16 protein-coding genes and 1 rRNA gene are annotated in these 16,653 nt (G+C 50.8%); 1 reads left to right on the forward strand and 16 read right to left on the reverse strand.

Going from position 1 to position 16,653, the window contains the following annotated elements:
• Window positions 1-91: ribosomal RNA gene (gene rrf / locus ABFD83_00695) — 5S ribosomal RNA — on the forward strand; the annotation flags it as partial.
• Between the two features lie 79 nt (window positions 92-170).
• Here the strand turns inward: rrf and ABFD83_00700 are convergent.
• The 16 genes from ABFD83_00700 to ABFD83_00775 all read right to left on the reverse strand — a co-directional run bounded on the left by ABFD83_00700 (window position 171) and on the right by ABFD83_00775 (window position 16,638).
• Entirely contained in the window at window positions 171-2,129 is a 1,959-nt protein-coding gene (locus tag ABFD83_00700; protein MEN6355581.1) for a glycoside hydrolase family 125 protein, read from the reverse strand.
• A 4-nt stretch (window positions 2,130-2,133) separates the two neighbouring features.
• Window positions 2,134-3,411, reverse strand: coding sequence for a DUF1015 domain-containing protein (locus tag ABFD83_00705; GenBank protein ID MEN6355582.1), 1,278 nt, complete (start codon window positions 3,409-3,411; stop codon window positions 2,134-2,136).
• 83 nt (window positions 3,412-3,494) lie between these two features.
• A complete protein-coding gene (locus tag ABFD83_00710; GenBank protein ID MEN6355583.1) occupies window positions 3,495-4,676 on the reverse strand; it encodes a M14 family zinc carboxypeptidase in 1,182 nt (393 codons plus the stop codon).
• Window positions 4,673-5,167: a hypothetical protein gene (locus ABFD83_00715; GenBank protein MEN6355584.1), complete on the reverse strand. Its 495-nt coding sequence runs from the start codon at window positions 5,165-5,167 to the stop codon at window positions 4,673-4,675. The genes ABFD83_00710 and ABFD83_00715 overlap by 4 nt, the downstream gene beginning before the upstream one ends.
• Window positions 5,164-5,565: a flagellar export chaperone FliS gene (gene fliS, locus ABFD83_00720; GenBank protein ID MEN6355585.1), complete on the reverse strand. Its 402-nt coding sequence runs from the start codon at window positions 5,563-5,565 to the stop codon at window positions 5,164-5,166. The genes ABFD83_00715 and fliS overlap by 4 nt, the downstream gene beginning before the upstream one ends.
• A gap of 101 nt (window positions 5,566-5,666) precedes the next feature.
• Window positions 5,667-7,622: a flagellar filament capping protein FliD gene (fliD, locus tag ABFD83_00725; GenBank protein MEN6355586.1), complete on the reverse strand. Its 1,956-nt coding sequence runs from the start codon at window positions 7,620-7,622 to the stop codon at window positions 5,667-5,669.
• Between the two features lie 152 nt (window positions 7,623-7,774).
• On the reverse strand, window positions 7,775-9,211 hold the full coding sequence (locus tag ABFD83_00730) for a flagellin (protein ID MEN6355587.1): 1,437 nt from the start codon (window positions 9,209-9,211) through the stop codon (window positions 7,775-7,777).
• A 202-nt stretch (window positions 9,212-9,413) separates the two neighbouring features.
• A complete protein-coding gene (locus ABFD83_00735; protein MEN6355588.1) occupies window positions 9,414-10,859 on the reverse strand; it encodes a flagellin in 1,446 nt (481 codons plus the stop codon).
• Window positions 10,860-11,212: 353 nt separating this feature from the next.
• Entirely contained in the window at window positions 11,213-11,446 is a 234-nt protein-coding gene (gene csrA, locus ABFD83_00740; GenBank protein ID MEN6355589.1) for a carbon storage regulator CsrA, read from the reverse strand.
• A 32-nt stretch (window positions 11,447-11,478) separates the two neighbouring features.
• Window positions 11,479-11,946, reverse strand: a complete 468-nt coding sequence (gene fliW / locus ABFD83_00745) for a flagellar assembly protein FliW (GenBank protein ID MEN6355590.1) — start codon at window positions 11,944-11,946, stop codon at window positions 11,479-11,481.
• Window positions 11,947-11,963: 17 nt separating this feature from the next.
• The gene (gene flgL / locus ABFD83_00750; protein MEN6355591.1) at window positions 11,964-12,881 is read right to left on the reverse strand and encodes a flagellar hook-associated protein FlgL; all 918 of its coding nucleotides are present in this window, start codon (window positions 12,879-12,881) and stop codon (window positions 11,964-11,966) included.
• A gap of 90 nt (window positions 12,882-12,971) precedes the next feature.
• On the reverse strand, window positions 12,972-14,369 hold the full coding sequence (gene flgK / locus ABFD83_00755) for a flagellar hook-associated protein FlgK (protein MEN6355592.1): 1,398 nt from the start codon (window positions 14,367-14,369) through the stop codon (window positions 12,972-12,974).
• Between the two features lie 10 nt (window positions 14,370-14,379).
• Window positions 14,380-14,886, reverse strand: coding sequence for a flagellar export chaperone FlgN (flgN, locus tag ABFD83_00760; protein MEN6355593.1), 507 nt, complete (start codon window positions 14,884-14,886; stop codon window positions 14,380-14,382).
• 2 nt (window positions 14,887-14,888) lie between these two features.
• Entirely contained in the window at window positions 14,889-15,176 is a 288-nt protein-coding gene (locus ABFD83_00765) for a flagellar biosynthesis anti-sigma factor FlgM (protein ID MEN6355594.1), read from the reverse strand.
• On the reverse strand, window positions 15,173-15,535 hold the full coding sequence (locus tag ABFD83_00770; GenBank protein ID MEN6355595.1) for a rod-binding protein: 363 nt from the start codon (window positions 15,533-15,535) through the stop codon (window positions 15,173-15,175). Before ABFD83_00770 ends, ABFD83_00765 begins: the two co-directional genes overlap by 4 nt.
• Entirely contained in the window at window positions 15,535-16,638 is a 1,104-nt protein-coding gene (locus ABFD83_00775; GenBank protein MEN6355596.1) for a flagellar basal body P-ring protein FlgI, read from the reverse strand. The genes ABFD83_00770 and ABFD83_00775 overlap by 1 nt, the downstream gene beginning before the upstream one ends.
• Window positions 16,639-16,653 lie beyond the last annotated feature (15 nt).

Below are 16,653 nucleotides of genomic sequence, written 5' to 3' on the forward strand. Positions count from 1 at the left end.
CACCCGTTCCCATTCCGAACACGGAAGTTAAGCCCACCAGGGTCGACAATACTTGGGCGTTAGGCCCCGGGAAAATAGATCGTCGCCAGGTTTTATTTGAAAATAGCCTGCTGTTCATCAAGAACAGCAGGCTATTTTTGTGTGACTAATATCTAATGCAGTGAGCCGTATCACATTCTGGCTTTTTTGGTATCGTGGCAGGTCTCGGGAGGCGGATGATAGAGAGCCTCGCTGGGTCGACGTTTCTGCTCCATCAAAGATGTCTGTGGACTGATCGCCTTGAGCGCTGTATGCAGCCCAAATGCCAGATAACCGGCACAACTTGCGTTCGCCATACCACTGAGGGCATGGCCGGTTTCATGATCTGCTACACTGCAAGCGATCTCATCATCGAGTGAGGCGCGCCTGAGAAAATTAAGCCCCTCTTTCTCGCGGCCCGACAACAAGTCGGCAACTACACTTATGATCGATGGTCCAGAACCGTCACTTACCAACTGAGCTTCAAATGCATTGCCCTTGCCCGAGAGCGTATTGTGCTCCGAATGAATCCATGTAACGGTGTTTTTGTATGTCTGGTCACCTGGAGAACAAAAGCCGAAATAACTGAGCAGTTGCAGGCTGCCGGTCGGATCATCACCGAGCTGATAATTGCCATTCAGATCGATCTCAAACGCGTACATTTTGCCGTAGGGACCGTCCACAATGAAATTAGCCTGTATCGCTGCCTTGATATTCATTGCAAGGAGTTTGGCTTCCTCAGCCCGGTCAATGTCCCGAATTCGATCATAAATGTAGCTTATGTCTAATAGAGAACGCCATACAAGCACATTGGAAAAACAGACATACGGATATATGGAAGCCTCGCCGGAAGGCAAAAGCAGAGTCTCAAAAAGCGCTATCTCGAGATGCCTCTGTGCAGCCAGTATCTGCTGAATGGTATTTACACCTGTCTGCACACGCCTGTCAAAGAGGATCGACATATCCGAGGTCGCTTCCACATACATATCGAGCGCGCGAATAGGTGAGCACAACTGGTCGAGTTGAAGTCCCGGCTCCAACACGATCCCGTCGATAAACCGCGAACGCGTTCCCACGTTGGCCAATTGAGTAGTAAAAGCATATATCAGCATGTTGCGAGCGCGAGGCCAGTCGACCTGCAATACCGCGGGCAACGACCAGCGCATGGCATCACGATCTCTATATGATGCGCACGTGTCGTTTCGGCTGCTGCGTGAGGTCATAAGAATCAACTCTTCCGTATCGAGCGTTACAGCCTGCGAATAAAAATAGTTATAGAACGAATTGACGTTCATCATACGCCTAAAATAAGGATCATCACATTCCATGATGTGCTTGTCCAGCCATTCTCTAAGCCTGGACAACATCCGATCCCAGCTCTGAACATGCATCTCTTCGGCTGATGCGATTGCCGATACCTCTTCAAGCCCCACACCCACATAGACAGGGATATCCATGGTTCGCCCCGGCTTTAGCACATAATCGTCAATCAGTTCGTAATACACCGGTACTCCGGCGGCTGCAGTAAGACTCTCGCCGGTCCACTCTGTTATCTGTCTGTGCTTGTCAAGGTCGCTAATCATCGCAGGAACGGAATTTCCGGACACAAGCGCCATTGCAAACAGGGGAGTGTGACCTCGATACTCGACAATAGGCACACCGGGTTTCCAAGAGCTGATATTGGCGTATTTCATACCGGACATTTGTTTTGAAAGGTTGGCAGTGTGATAACTTGACTTCCAACAACCCTTCCATCCGGCTCTGACATTTACATCGCTGTCGGATGTGTTTTGAAGCGTAAGCACGCACACAAATCCCCTGCGTTCCAGCGGCGCAAATATCACTGATGTCGCTTTCAGACGGGGGGAAGAGACCTCGAAGTTTGGTATCCAGAACGATGTCAGGTCGTGCTTGATATCTTCCTCAAATAGGTCCTCACCGTCGAGTTCGACCACAGGCTTTAGCAGAGGTACCTCTTGCGAGCCATGAAGCTCAACATTCGCTCTGAATGCACGCAGCATAAAACCGATGCACCCTACCCCACCGTTGGCTGTGAGAATTTCAGGTATGGAAACGTACTCATTTCCTGTGCTCAGTCGGCTGATACCCATCTCGCTAGTCCATCTTTCGCAGCACAAGGCCGCTCAGGAGTTTAGGATAAAAGTAGGTCGCTTTCTGCGGCATCTTCTCACCCGCAGACGCGATATCCAATACAGCCTTTACTTCTATATTGTTGAGAAGAAATGCCATCTGCTTCTGGGCGGAGTCGACAAGGCTCATGGCCTCATCGGCATTGCGCGTGTAGATAATGTGCGTCTGGTCCCGAAGCTTATCTTTATCTATGCCGAGCATAGGCTCAAGCACCAGCTTATGTAAAATATTCAGTTCGAGGTTTCGGCTTGCGTCACTGCCTTCAAGCAGTGATCCGGTATCGCCTCTGAGCTTTATAGTAGCGGCTCTCCCAGGTCGATATATACCGATAGCTCCACGCCTGCTCATATCATTTATCAGTTCCGACTTTGTTGATTCCTCGACATCAAAAAACTCAGTGAGACGGTCATCGAGGTTCGCGAGCATATCATCGGGTAGATTATCGACAACCCTGTGCGTGGGAAAGATCGTCATATCCTCTTGATATACGTTTGCTATAGTCATCAGAACGTAATCGGAAGCAAGCTCGCAGCTTCCAGAGCAACAACAGCCGCCTTTGCGGGCTTCTTTTGAATAGGCCAGAGCTGTCTCATAGCGATGATGGCCGTCTGCGATCGCAATCGGCTTATCCGCCAGAAAATCGACTGCCCTGCGAATTTCATCCACATCAGATAAGACCCAAAGCTGGTGGCGGACACAATCGGCGTCGCGCACATCCTCATTGGGCTGCGCGTTCATTACCCGGCTCATCATATCGTCAAGCACGCCATTCTCATCGGCATAAAGGCCGTAGACGCTGTCCAGGTTGGCACGTGTCGCGTTCAAGAGTGGAATAAGATGGCTTTTGGGCTTGGCGAGTGTGTTTTCATGCGGGAGGATCACGCTATCTTCATAATCATGCAGCTTCACAGCCACAGTGAGCCCGCATACAGCGCAGAGCCTGCCGTCACGCTCAAACTCCTGCTTGTATATATAGATAGACGGCTTCTCGTCCTGCAGCATAACGCCCTTTTTAAGCCAATCTTCGAGGTAGCCTCTGGCCCGTGTGAACCGATTGTCCGAATCGCTGTCGGCATCATAGTCCTCGCCGAGGATCAGCCGCACAAAATTGTTGGGGTGAAGCTGCAGATATCGCTGTTTTTCCTCGGGTGAGATAACATCGTAAGGAGGGCATGTAACTTTGCCCATATCTACCGCGTTTTTGTTGTAACGAATCCCTTTGAATGGTGATATTTCCGCCAATGGCAAGCTCCAGTTTCCACATTGAAAGCGGCTGCCGTCATTGCAAGCCGCTCGCTTATTATACCATATGGCGCAGGCGATTCCTATGCCACGCCGGCGTAATCGATGATTTGTGGAGCCTGATCAGTATTGTCGGGTTTGTCCGCTTCATCTTCCGGCTCGGCAGGCGCATATCGAGAGCGCAGACGGCGGTTTACCCAGCTTCTGGCGGTAATCGGATGAGGGGCGTGGCGATGGACAAGTCGGTCCGATCCTATCTCCGGATCTACCGCGCATAGAATGTAGCGCCTTGACCACACTGTCTGTTCGTTACGGGAAAATGGTTTCATCAGAGCAACGATAATTACGCATGCGATAGCTAACACGAATGCCCCCATCATAGATGATGCGGTAGTCGATTCATTTGGAGCCGGATCAAGATAAGTGCTGACAGAGTCCGGTTTGAACTGCATAGACGCCGGTGACAAAACATATCGTCCACCCTGATTTTGCACTGTCTGCATGACAAGGCTCTTGATTGCCGCTTTATATGTGTTGCATCTGGCATCAAAAGACTCGTTGTTTTGTGTCTCCAGCAAATATGCCGCATATCCGAGTGAGCAGTAGTGCCGGTGAAAAAGTCTTTTATCGCTATAAGGGTGACATAATACAAGTGAAAGACCGCTTGAAGCGCCTGCATGTCTTGCGATAGCAGTCATTGCGCTTGCGCGTTCACCAGTCCCTGCGTTCGGCGCTTCTATGGCGTTTCCGGGAGTGGACGATGGCTCGTTCCAATTATGAACGTCAATGAGCAGGTTCGGCTTCCAGGCGCTTATTACGCCGTTTACGAACCGACTCTCGCGAGTGGTCATGGCTATCCAGTCACGGTTTATGTCTACATCCACGCCGTTGACGCGCCTGCAGTCAGCAACACCGTCCGGGTTAACCATAGGGATAACGATTATCGCACATCTCTTGAGCAGATCAGGATCACTGCCCACCGTCAGGCTTTTGCACAGCGCAAGCACGGACTTTACCGGATCAAACTCGTCGCCATGCTGGCCGGCGCATATCAATATCCGGGCTTTGTTTTGCGAGGGAATAGTAAAGTCGGATAATACAAACGCCGGAATATCGCGTTCGTTATGAGATTTGCCAAATGACAGGAGCCTGACGCAAGAAGAGTCCGAGAGGACTCGGACTGTATGCATAGCCTCGGCGTATGGATTGGCTGATACAGCGCCCGCAAGCAAGAGCAGGACTGCTGATATTGCCCATCGAGTCATCTCTGCTTATCCAAAAAGTTCGGCACTGCATGCTTGTGAGCAGGACCGTAGGCGGCATCCAGCTTTCTGCGCTGAACCGACGTTTTTAGCGCACGTGAGGTAGATTCCAGACGCGATTTGAGAATTATCTCGCACTGCTTTTGGCAGTCAAGTATTTCCTGGGCGAGCGAATCAGACTTGCTCTTTTGCACAAGCAGTTCACTTGCAGCATGTCTCAACTGCCCATCCGCTTGCCCGACGGCATTTCTGGCGGTTTCAATCAGAGCTTCGTCGTCTCTGGTTTGCCTGCATATTTCGACAAATTCCAAGCACTGCTGCCCGCGCTGGGCAAGAATACTGTCAATTGATTCGGAAAGATCGTGATCAAGAGCCGTTCGCAGAGACAAGCTTGACTGAGCTATTGAGATCAGATGCTTGTTTTTTTCTTCAAGGAGCGCAATATAATCCCTGATCCGACTTGCGTCTGCCCTTGTCGATGAGTGCTCGGTCATGCCGCATTCTCCCTCAATGAATCTTCCCTCAGGATCCTCTCTGCTTCCACCCAGGCCTCCTGCAACTGAGACAGTATCCTTATTGCCTCGGCCAGTGCAGCCTGATCCTGTTGAAGATTGGCTCGGGCGAGTTTCTCTATGACGTATGTATAAAGGCTTTTCAGCCTGCCTACAAGCACTGGATCGATATCTTCTCGAAGTGTCGAGAGGAGTTCGGCAACTATTGCAACTGTCTTATTTATATATTTGCTTTGCTCCGCCAGGTCGCCCTCTTTCATCTTTTGAGAGGCAATATGCGCGAATTTGATCGCGCCTTCATAAGCAGCCAGAAGCAGCTTAGCGGGAGAAGCAGTAAGAAGCTGGTTTTGCTGATATTGAGCATAACCGTCTGTAGGCATGGATATTGCACCTTCAATTAGTCATTGGATGATAAAGTTATTTGTTCCACATTTTGCCCGATATGCTCTACCCGCATTATGCGCTTTCCACATAATCCGGGCTAGCTGCTACTTTTGCTGTTGCTGGATAGTGCGGACGATAGCCAGTTTCCCTGCTGCTGCAGATCGGCCATCTTCGACTCCATGGCATTGAATTGGGTCCACAATTGGTCTTCTTTTGCGGTTAATTTTGCTTTTTCGTCCGCAATCTGATCGTCGAAGTCACTTATAGTCGTGTTAAGTGAGTCTTGGGCCTGTGTGATGGCGCCAGTTGACGATGTCATATTATTCAGTAAACTTCTGAGCCTGTCGCCTACACCCTGAGTATACTTGACATTGGATGTCATCGGCGCATTGGCAGTAATAATGAGCGACAGACCATTGGCGTCGTTTTTTTCATCTTTTACTGTAAGTATCTGCCCGCTTCCCTTGCACGTCGCACCGTTAATTGTTCCCTCAACATCTTTTCCTGGCACCCCAGTAAGATTTGGGGAAATCAATACACTGCCAACTCCCGTGGTCCCCGACGCGGATTCGACATTACTGCGCACAGAGAAGTTGGTGTTGGAGCCATATCTGACGCTTTTGAATGTGAGATAACTGCCGGTACCAGTGCCGTCGTATCCTGTTGCAGAGACTGTGATGCCGGTATCATTGGAGTTTGCGTTTATCTCCTCTACGACCTGGTCTGTGGTCCAGCCTTCCTTTAGCTGTATATCCTTACCATTGACTGTCAGTGTTTCATCAGCGCCGAGCGTGTCTGCCATCGCAGTTCCTGCCGTGACGCGCGACTGCGTAGCAGCCTGGGTAATTTGAACGCTCCAAGAGCTTTTTCCGGATGACTTTGTGTCGGATGTAGACGTGGCAAAGCTGACATAAGTACTGTCTGAGTCCAAACCCGCGCTGAACACCCGGTTTACACTATCCATGTTGTTTTCCAGAGCTTTACTGAGGGTCGAATTGTTGACTTGCAAATGGCCGTCGGTGTCGTGCGTAATGCCTAAGGAAGCAAGCGAGTTCAAACTGGAATCAAGGCCCGCCACAGGATTGCTGAGGGCAGAAATAATGTTTTGCTGGACCGACTGAAGCTGAAAATCGCCGAACAGAGTTCCGGTATCTCCAGAGCTGGTGTCATAACTGAATTGCTCTTTGAACTGATCTACGAGACCGTTGTATTCGTCCACGAAATCCTGAATTGCGGTCTTTACTGTGCCGGAATCTCGCGCGATGTCGATCTTGATTGGTTTCGTATCGTCAGCAGAAATAAGGTTCAAAGTCACACCGGGAATAAGGTCGGTGACAGTATTTGTGCTCTTAGTAATGGTAATAGCGTCGGCACCCGATCCTAATTTTATCTCGGCATTTTGACCTTGCTGGATAACTTTCGTCAGGACAGGCGCTGTTCCACCGGTTAGAGTGTTGGAGACTGTGAACTGCGAGTCAGCGCCTGAATCTTTGCTGGTCAACAGGAGCTGATATTTAGGATCAGCGGCAGTCCCGGAGTTTATAATAGCTGCCTTAACACCTTTGCCCGCGCGGTTTATGGCGTCACGCATACCGGCAAGTGTGTTATTGTTTGAGTCCAGACTGACGGTGAAGTTCTTCGTTGTATCTGTAAATGCAAAGCTTACATCGCCCGTGCCGACGACATCGTTTGTGCTGGCGTAGGTAATGTCGGTTGGTGACGATATCTGATGCACTTGTGCGCGCTTTGATACCGTCAGATAGTAACTGCCCGGATCGGCAGAAGTGGACGCGCTCGCGGTGAGGATATCTTCGTTGCTCGACGTGACAGTATTGGTTTTGAAATCAGCGGCATCCGCTATTGCGGCGACCTTGGTATTGAGCGACAAGACTTTGGAGTTGAAGCCCTGCCATACCGTGAGCTTTGTTTTTGCCACTGCCTGGTCTGCTTCAAGAGACTGCTCTGTCTTTTTGGCATACTCCATGATCTTGGTGATGATCGATTGAGTATCAAGACCGGAAGACAAACCTGCTACCGACATACTACCAGACATACAGATACCCTCGCTTTCCATGCCAACCAATAACCAAAAGGCTCAGCGACCGCGAGCGACGATGGATTTTTGTTGCGGTCGCTTTGCCTTATGTTTTGGGTTATGGGAAAGAACCATAGTAATGCGGCTCTTTCCCACTAGTTATTGTCGGTTTATCGGAACAAGGACAATAGGTTCTGTCCGCTGGAATTTGCCTGCGAAAGCATAGAAATACCAGCCTGCTGCAGGATCTGATACTTCGTGAAGTTGACCATTTCCGAAGCCATGTCGGTATCGCGAATCGTTGATTCGGAAGCCGAAATGTTCTCGGATGCGACCGTCAGTGAACTGATGCTACTTTCCAGAGTGTTCTTCTGAGTAGCGCCGAGGTTGGCTCGGATGGTGGAAACGTCGGCGATAGCCTTATCCAGAATGTCCAACGCATCCTGCGCGCCGGAAGCTGTGGTAACATCGATGTCGGCAAGAGTCTTAGCTGCGACAGCGCCTATGCCGAGGTCAGCAGTAGCTGTCGAAGCGATGTTGATCTCTCTGGTCTGGCCCGAGTAAGCGCCCACCTGGAAGACCAGGCTTCCAGATTCCGTGGAGACCTGTGCGCCTTTATCACCGGTTGCGGTAGCGGCAGCCACTGTTAGAGCAATCGTGTTGCCCAGGGTGTCCTGAAGCACAGTGCCGTTTCCTGATGTCCATGACCCATCCGATATGGCAGTAGGAGCTGCATCAACCAAGTGGGTGACTGTGGCCTCTGCATCGATGCCGGTTTTGGCATCAGCAGTCTTTCCCATAACAGCTGTTGCACCAGCGCCACCAACATACGAAATTGCAGCTTGTCCGCCATAATCCTGGCTTGTCAGGACAAGATGATCGGAGCCATCATTAGTTGCGACGATTCCTGTCTTATCCGTATGCGCATTGACGGCTGCTATCGCATCATCAATGTCGTCACCAGTGGCTAGATTGATCGCGACGGTTGTGCCATTACCTGTGAGATTGAATGATGCGTCTGCTGCCAAAGCAGTACCAAGATCAACTGTGCCGGTTAATTTAGCCTGCGCAGCGGCTGTAGTCACGTTCACACTTACTGTATCCGTTGCAGCCAGCGTAGTGGCATAGTTCAGATTAGCGCCGGTGACGTCCAGGCCGGTAACTGTGGTCTTAACACCAGCGGAGCCATCGAGCAGTTTCTTCTGGCCGAACTGGGTCTCTTCGGAGATCTTGTTGATTGATGCGAGAGCATTTGCTATCTGCTGCTGGTCTGCAGCAACAGCGGCCGTGTCGTTTGCACCAGCGTTGGATGCATGCACTGCTAGGTCTCTCATAGAGCCCAGAAGGCTGTTGACCTGGGTAAGAGCGCCTTCAGCGGTCTTTATCATGTTGACCGCGTCACCCGCGTTGGATATGGCCTGATTCAGACCGCCAACCTGCGCGCGCAGTTTCTCGGAAATGACCAGTCCCGCCGGGTCGTCCGCGGCGTTGTTGATCTTATAGCCCGAGGACAAGCGCTCGATGCTCTTTGAGAGGGAACTGTCCGATGTGGACAGGTTCCGATACGCGTTGAGAGCTGAACTGTTGAAATTGACTTTTAGACTCATGTTCTATACTTCCTCCCTGAACTAATTCGCCAATCCATTGGCGACGGCGCTAGGCCGAAATACTAGTCGGTATCGCTACCAAGGAAGTTGTTCCATGAAAGATGACAGTAATTCCAACTGTATTTTCAGAAAGTATAGAACTTTTATTTTGGAGCTACCGGACCCCCGGCGCATTTTCTGCGCCGAGAGCCCGATTTAAGCGTTACTGCAGCAGCTTCAACAGGGTCTGCGGTGTCTGGTTTGCTTGAGAAAGCATGGACACACCCGCCTGCTCCAGTATCTGAGACCTTGTCAGGTTCACGATTTCTTCAGCCATATCGGTATCGCGGATTGTCGATTCCGACGAAGCGATGTTCTCTTTCGCTACGCTCAAACTGTTGATTGAGCTTTCGAGAACGTTTGTCTGGGTTGCGCCGAGGTTTGCCCGCAAGCTGGAAACGTCGCTGATCGCTTTATCAAGCACATTGATAGCTTCCTGGGCATCATCAGGCGTCATTACATTCAGGTCCGAGACACTGAGCATTGTCAGGGATGCGCCCATGCCAAGACCGGAAGTGTTGCAGGATTGAATGTTGATATCTCTTGTCTGGCCGGCGTAAGCGCCAACCTGGAAAACCAGACTTCCTTTTTCAACTGCAAGCTGGTCTAAGTAAGAAGTATTGATTCCGGTGGTAGCGGCAGCCACTGTCAGGTTAATAGTATTGCCAAGGCTGTCTTTAATAGTTGTGCCGTTGCCGGAGGCCCATGTGGCATCCGAAACGTTCTCCGTATTGCCATTATGAGTTACGGTTGCTTCTGCATTGACTCCACTCGCGGCTGTCGCCAGTCCGCTTGTCAATATATCTCCTGCGCCGGTGATCGAGATTGTGGTATTTGAACCATAATCCTGGCTGGTGAATTTGATTACGCCTGAACCATCAGTAGTGGCGACTATTCCAGTCTGGGAAGTTTTGGCATTTATTGCTGCCGCCAATTGAGCTACAGTGGTTGAAGACGTATAGTCTATATCAACAGTGGTGCCGTTGCCTGTAAGCTGGAATGAGCCATCTGTTAGTGAAACTGCGACATCGTCATCCGCGCCGAAGTCTTTGCTGCTGAATGTTGCCTGCTCAGCTAATTTAGTAACCTTCACACAAACACTGTCTGTATCATTCAAAGTTTTGGCGTAGTTCAAGTTGCCGCCTGTAACCGCCAGGCCGGTAACGGTAGTTTTGACGCCTGCGGAGCCATCCAGCAGTTTCTTGTTGCCGAACTGGGTCTCCTCAGCAATCTTATTAATGGATGCGATGGCGTTGTCGATCTGGGCCTGGTCGGCGCTTACGGCTGCAGTGTCATTTGCGCCTGCGTTGGCTGCGTGCACGGCCAGGTCTCTCATAGAAGACAACAGACTGTTGACCTCGACAAGAGCGCCTTCTGCGGTCTTTACCATGTTTACCGCGTCACCCGCGTTGGAGATGGCCTGGCTCAGACCACCGACCTGCGCCCGAAGTTTCTCGGAAATTACCAACCCCGCCGGATCGTCTGCGGCAGAGTTTATCCTGTAGCCCGAAGACAATCGCTCTATTGTCTTCGACAGTGTGCTGTCCGTTTTAGAGAGCAATCGCTGCGCGGTTAGAGCCGCTGTGTTCAGATTTATTCTCAGAGACATTTGAGTTTTTTCCTCCTTGAACTTTTGCAGCCTGCCGCAGTAGTTGGTAAATGTCTAAAATTGCAGGCTCTAGTTCTCATTTGTATGGCGCAAACTTCGTGATGCCCGCTCCATCCTTGGGCTGGGCTCTAAGCCGCAAACCGGCTTGAGTTTGATCCATATGACGTATCGACAGTCGATATGGAGGGCTTTAGCGATTTTTTGAGGATTCTGAAAATAATTTTTGCGCAATAATAGCGAAAAGCTAAAGTGAGGGTGGTTTATGTGGGCTATATCCGTGTGTACACGCCAATTTCCCTCCCGAGCCGACATTTGCTTCGGGAGACGGCGCTTGTTATCGCTCCAGACAAGACCTAATCTATGGGCAGTTTGTTAACGGCCCTGGAGACGATGTCAAGATCGGCTTCGGACGCAGCCTGGACGTTTTCCGCCCGGATCTGCTCCAGCAGTTCCTTGCGATGCACGGGGATTGTTCGGGGAGCATCAATGCCCAGACGCACCTGATCTCCACGCACCTCGATTACAAGGACCTCTATATTATCGTTAATTATTATCGACTGACCGATTTTTCTTGCCAGTACAAGCATGATGAGTGCATCCTTTCACTCGCCGTTATATGCTAGGCAGCAACTTTTACAACTGTCCCGGCGTCGGTGTTGCTTGAAATTGCTTCCAGGGGATGGGTGACCGCGTAGCGGTTATCCTGCAGGACAATCTGCAAGCCCATCATGTTCCTTGAGTTGATGACGATCGGCGCCGCGAGGTTCAAAGTTATCTGCTGACCGCCATCACCGATTCTGGCAATTGCCAGTACGAAAGCGTCTTTATCACTTTCCAACTGCAGCTTTTCGACATCCATGTCTGAAATCTCGATGTCATAGTTGTCCATAAACGTGGACGGGTCGACCACCACGAATGCCAGAGACGGTTCCTCGACGCTTTGCAGCCATCGAAACGCGGTGTCGGCTCTGTGCTGAATAGTGATGAACCGTGTGTTGTCCTCGAACCCGAGTGGGCCTTTGGGCATCTTGATTATAGACTCCTCATCTATTTCCAGTGCTCCAAATCTTGTCGTTTCAATCTTCATTTGTTGACCATCCTTTCCTAGGACATGTAATCCATACTAGCAAGAGATACGCTCAGTATTTGAGAAGTGACCGAAAGCGCGGCTTGATAGACATTCTGCTGAGTCTTTAAATTCACCACTGCTTCGGTCATGTCTACATCTTCGGTGTCGGAGAGCATCTCCTTCAATCTTGTTTTTGTATCGGCCAGCGTGTCTGACGCATTTTCCATTCTTGACTCCCATGAGCCCATTCTTGCCTCGCAAGAGAGCAGGTTGTCAAGGTTGTCATCAACATTTTTCAACTCGGCACTTACGTCCTTTACACTTCCATGGAGGATCTTGTCTTTCAACTGCGTGACCATGGTAAATACATCGGTAGATCCTGCTCCGGCGCTGCCATCAAAGTTGAACACGCTGCTGCCCGGTATGTTCACCTGGAGATTAACCCAGGATAGAACCTGTGTTGTACGCGTCCCTGCATTTCCATCATATTGATACGGATTCGTTGCCGATCCGCTAAGAGAAACAGCAGGCTTGTCAGTTGCCGTTCCGCTGAACACATACTGGTCGGTATGTTTCGTATTCGCAATGTCCGCCATCTGCTCCAGTATATCGTCCAACTGATCGGAACATGTTTTTGGCGTATCATCAGAAGCATCCGAAGCTGCCGTCATTAAAATATCTCTAACCGATTGCACACAATCCACCAGAGACGAAAGTGCATCCTCCGTAGCCTGGACTAACGGCTTGCTCACGGTAATATTATCGGCAAACTGTTGCGTAGTACTTATATCAGATCGCAAACTTAGCGCTTTATTTGTCCCTGGCACATCATCTGAGGGTGTTATTATGCGTTTACCGCTGACTGCCTGGTTCTGCGCAAGCGAGAGTTTCTGGCTCGAATTGTTTGCATATATCAATGCGCTCTGTATTTGTTGACTCAGCGATGTTCTCATAACGTGCCTCCTAATAACCAAGAATTGAGAGTGGAGAGCAAGAGCCCGGAACTACCACTGCTCAGTCGCTCTTAAAATTGCTCCGATCGTCTATGTGCCGGTGTTTATCAACACTTGTAGCATCTGATCCATTACAGTCAATACCCTTGATGCGGCATTATATGCCTGCTGGAACTTGATCATATTGGTCATCTCTTCATCGAGCGACACACCTGAAATCGCCTGCTGCTGGGTGGTAAACTGCTGCAAAGACAGGCCGCTGGCTTCCGACTGCGTTTCAGCCGACGCTGAAGAGCTTCCGATATCACCAATGAGGGTCGCATACATCTCGTTGATCGTGTGTCCCGTGCTTGTCGCAGTGCTCTTGAGGTTCGCAATGGCTTTAGCTATGTCCCCATTGCCCGCTCCGGCGCTTGTCGGATCTGAGCCTGATGCGGCCACAAGCTTGGGATTTGACGCGACATTCGGGTCGAGACTGATATTCGCAGCGGTTGTGCCTGCCTTGAAGAAATCTCCACCGGCCACACCCGTAAGCGTCTGGCCTGTATGGTGAGCCGCATTTACGGTAGAGACAAGCTCCGTTGCGATATCATCGAGCTGCTGCATATAACCCGGTATTGTTTCATCACGCAGTTGTAAAGTTGCGTACAACTGCCCGCCGTTTATATTGACCGGCTGCGAGTCTCTCTCCCAAACAACAGCCTGCTGGCCGTTTGTTCCGGTCTCTGTCGTCAACAAGTTTACCTTTGTGCCCTGAACTAATACGTTGCCTCCCAAGGACACCACCAGATCGCTGCCGCTCTCTCCGTTAACCGTCACATCCATGTACTTGGCAATTTCCTGCACCAGAGCGTCCCGGCGGTTCAAAAGATCGTTTACCGGCATCTCGCCGGATGACAATGCGCCTATTTCATTGTTGAGCTTTCCAACTTCCTTAGCCATCAGGTTTATCTGGTTTACCGAATCAACTACTGCCAAGTTAAGATCGTCAATCATGTCGGACATCTGGCCATACTGATACTGTATTCTCTCGCACATGGCGCTCGTGTCTTCAAGCAGCGAGCTTCTGATCGATTCATCTTTGGGAGTATTGGCAACTGTCTGCCATGCGTTCCAAAAAACGTTTATATCATTTTGAAGTCCGGTATCGCTCGGCTCACCGAGCATTGTTTCAAGTTGGGATAGAGTGTTCTGCGTATAATCCCACTGGGCGCTTTTGGTAGTGGCGTCGCGAAGACGGTTTTCTATGAGCCTGTCAACAATTCGCTCGACATCACCACTGGTCACGCCGGAGCCTATCGCGGAATTGCCGAGCGGCGAGGCTTCCTGCGAGGTTGCGAGCACCGCCCCCTCGACCTGAATTGTCTGTTGACGCTTATAGGTAGGGTCATTTGCGTTCGCAATGTTGTAGGCGAGCACATCCATGGCGCGCTTTTGCGCCGACAGCCCCGAATATGCAACTCCTAACCCAAAGAAAGTGCTTGACATACTTTATAACCTATACGCGAGTATCCAGGCTCAAGACCATTGTCTGGCCCGCTGATATGTGCGCGTCCTTTGAATATGACGACGGTCCGGGGTCGTTTGCGATTGCGCGCATTGACCCGGTGATGATCTCAAGTCCATTGGAGAGCAGCTTACGATTGATCTCGTTTGCTCTGCGCATCTTCTCCGCAAGCGACGATATCTCTTTCATCTCGGCCTCAATGGCCAGCGAGTATGGCAGGCCCGCCGCCGATGCAAGAGAGTGAGGGTCCGTATTATTAGGGTCCATATCCGCAGCGATAGCAAGGTCTACAGCCAAAGCTGCCGCCCTCTGGTCGGCCTCGGCGACTCGGCGCAGTATCTCTTCGTGCGCTTTGCAGGTTACCGATATACCTTCAGGATCGCTTGCAACAAGCGCATCACGCTGTTTCAGTGTGATTGTGTGGGCGTGCGCAAGCAGGGAGCTCACTTCTTTCAGGCAGCCTGCCAGCGCCTCGCCGAGTTCTTTACAAGTCGACATATCTACACCTGCCCTTCGACCGCGCGGTTGATAAGCGATGATGCAATATCACTGCTGCCGGCGAGATTGCCTTCGGCAAGAGCTGCTTTTGCTTTCTCAACTACATCGGTCCTGATATCCGGCTGCGCCATAGCACAGGCTCTGGCATGCTCAAGCAGCTCTGAAAACTTGGAAATAGTCACGTTGTCGCTCCTGCCCGTCTGCTGTGCAGATGTGATTGACTGTGTCTTGTATACTTTGTTCAGGTGGACGCCCAACGCGTTGTCCGCGCTATTGATCGGCAGTATCATTGGTCTTCACCTCGCGATTTGCTATGATTCGACATATTGAGTTGTGAGCTCAATTGATTGTAAAGCGCACTTGCTATTCCGACGGAATTGCTCTCGGCGGCCGATTTGCAGATTTCGTCGTCCATCATGCCCTGGTATATCTCCTCTTCCTGGCTCGAACCCATCAGATCGCTCTTTTCAACGGTCTTGCGCATTGATTTGAGCAGGTAGCCAAGGAATATGGACTCAAAATCTTTACATGCCTGCCTGAGCTTTTTGTCATCGGAATCGCTTGCGCCGGTTTTGCTTTTTGTCTTCGCCGCAGATGTGCTGGAACTCGTCGAATCCAGTAAACTGCAAGCCGTGCTCTGAACTTTCATCAGATGATCTCCAACTGAGCCTGCAGAGCGCCGGCTTCTTTGATTGCCTGAAGAATAGAGATTAAGTCTCTTGGCGTCACCTTAAGTGCGTTAAGAGCGCGTACCAGTTCTTCAATGCTTGATCCGTCGATCTCGACCAGATGGCTTGGCGGCTCACTTACGTCGATGTCCTTATTCTTTGTCACAACCGTCTTTCCTTTTGCGAGAGGATTCGGTTGAGAAACAGTCACATCGGACGAAATCTTAATCGTCAGCGCACCGTGAGATATCGCGACCGGCAGCACCCGGACCTGTCCACCGATTATGATGGTGCCTGTGCGCTCGTTAACGATAACCTTGGCAGTCGTATCTGTTGTCAGTTCGACCGACTCGAGCATGGCGATCAGCGGTACCGGGTTATCTTTATACTCCACCGGCAGCTTGACGGATATTACATTGCCGTCCATTGCTTCGGCATACTGGCCGCCTATGCGGTCGTTTATTGCATCGGCTGCACGACATGCTGTCGTAAAGTCGTTCTGGTTGAGTGTTACGTTGAGCTTGTCTTCGGTAGTAAGCTGAGTCTTGGTCTCACGCTCTACAATTGCTCCGCCGGGAATCCTGCCCACTGTGGCATGGTTTTTGGAGACGGAATCTCCGCCGCCGCCCGCATTGAAGCCGCCTATCGATAACGGCCCCTGAGCTACTGCATACACTTCACCGTTTCCGGCCTTAAGTGGAGCCTGGAGGAGCGTGCCTCCCTGCAGAGAACGCGCATCACCCAGAGATGAGACTACGGCATCGATTGTGCTGCCCTGCCTTGTAAACGGGGGCAGAGTGGCCGTAATCATAACCGCCGCCACGTTCTTCAGTTTCAGCTTGTCCGCGGACACCGTGATCCCATAACTTTCGAGCATGTTCGCGACAGTCTGGATCGTAAACTTGGACTGCTGGCTGTCACCGGTGCCGTCAAGCCCGACCACTATGCCGTAACCGACAAGCTGGTTGCTGCGCACGCCCTCTACATTGGCGATATCCTTGAGCCTGACCTGCGCCTGCGCCGACCCGGCTACAACGGTAAGCAGCATTACCGATATTATGATTTGTCTCAAATAAGTTCTCAACTCACAACCCTCAAC

The organism is Armatimonadota bacterium (assembly GCA_039679645.1).
In the GTDB taxonomy this organism is placed as follows: Bacteria; Armatimonadota; UBA5829; order UBA5829; family UBA5829; genus UBA5829.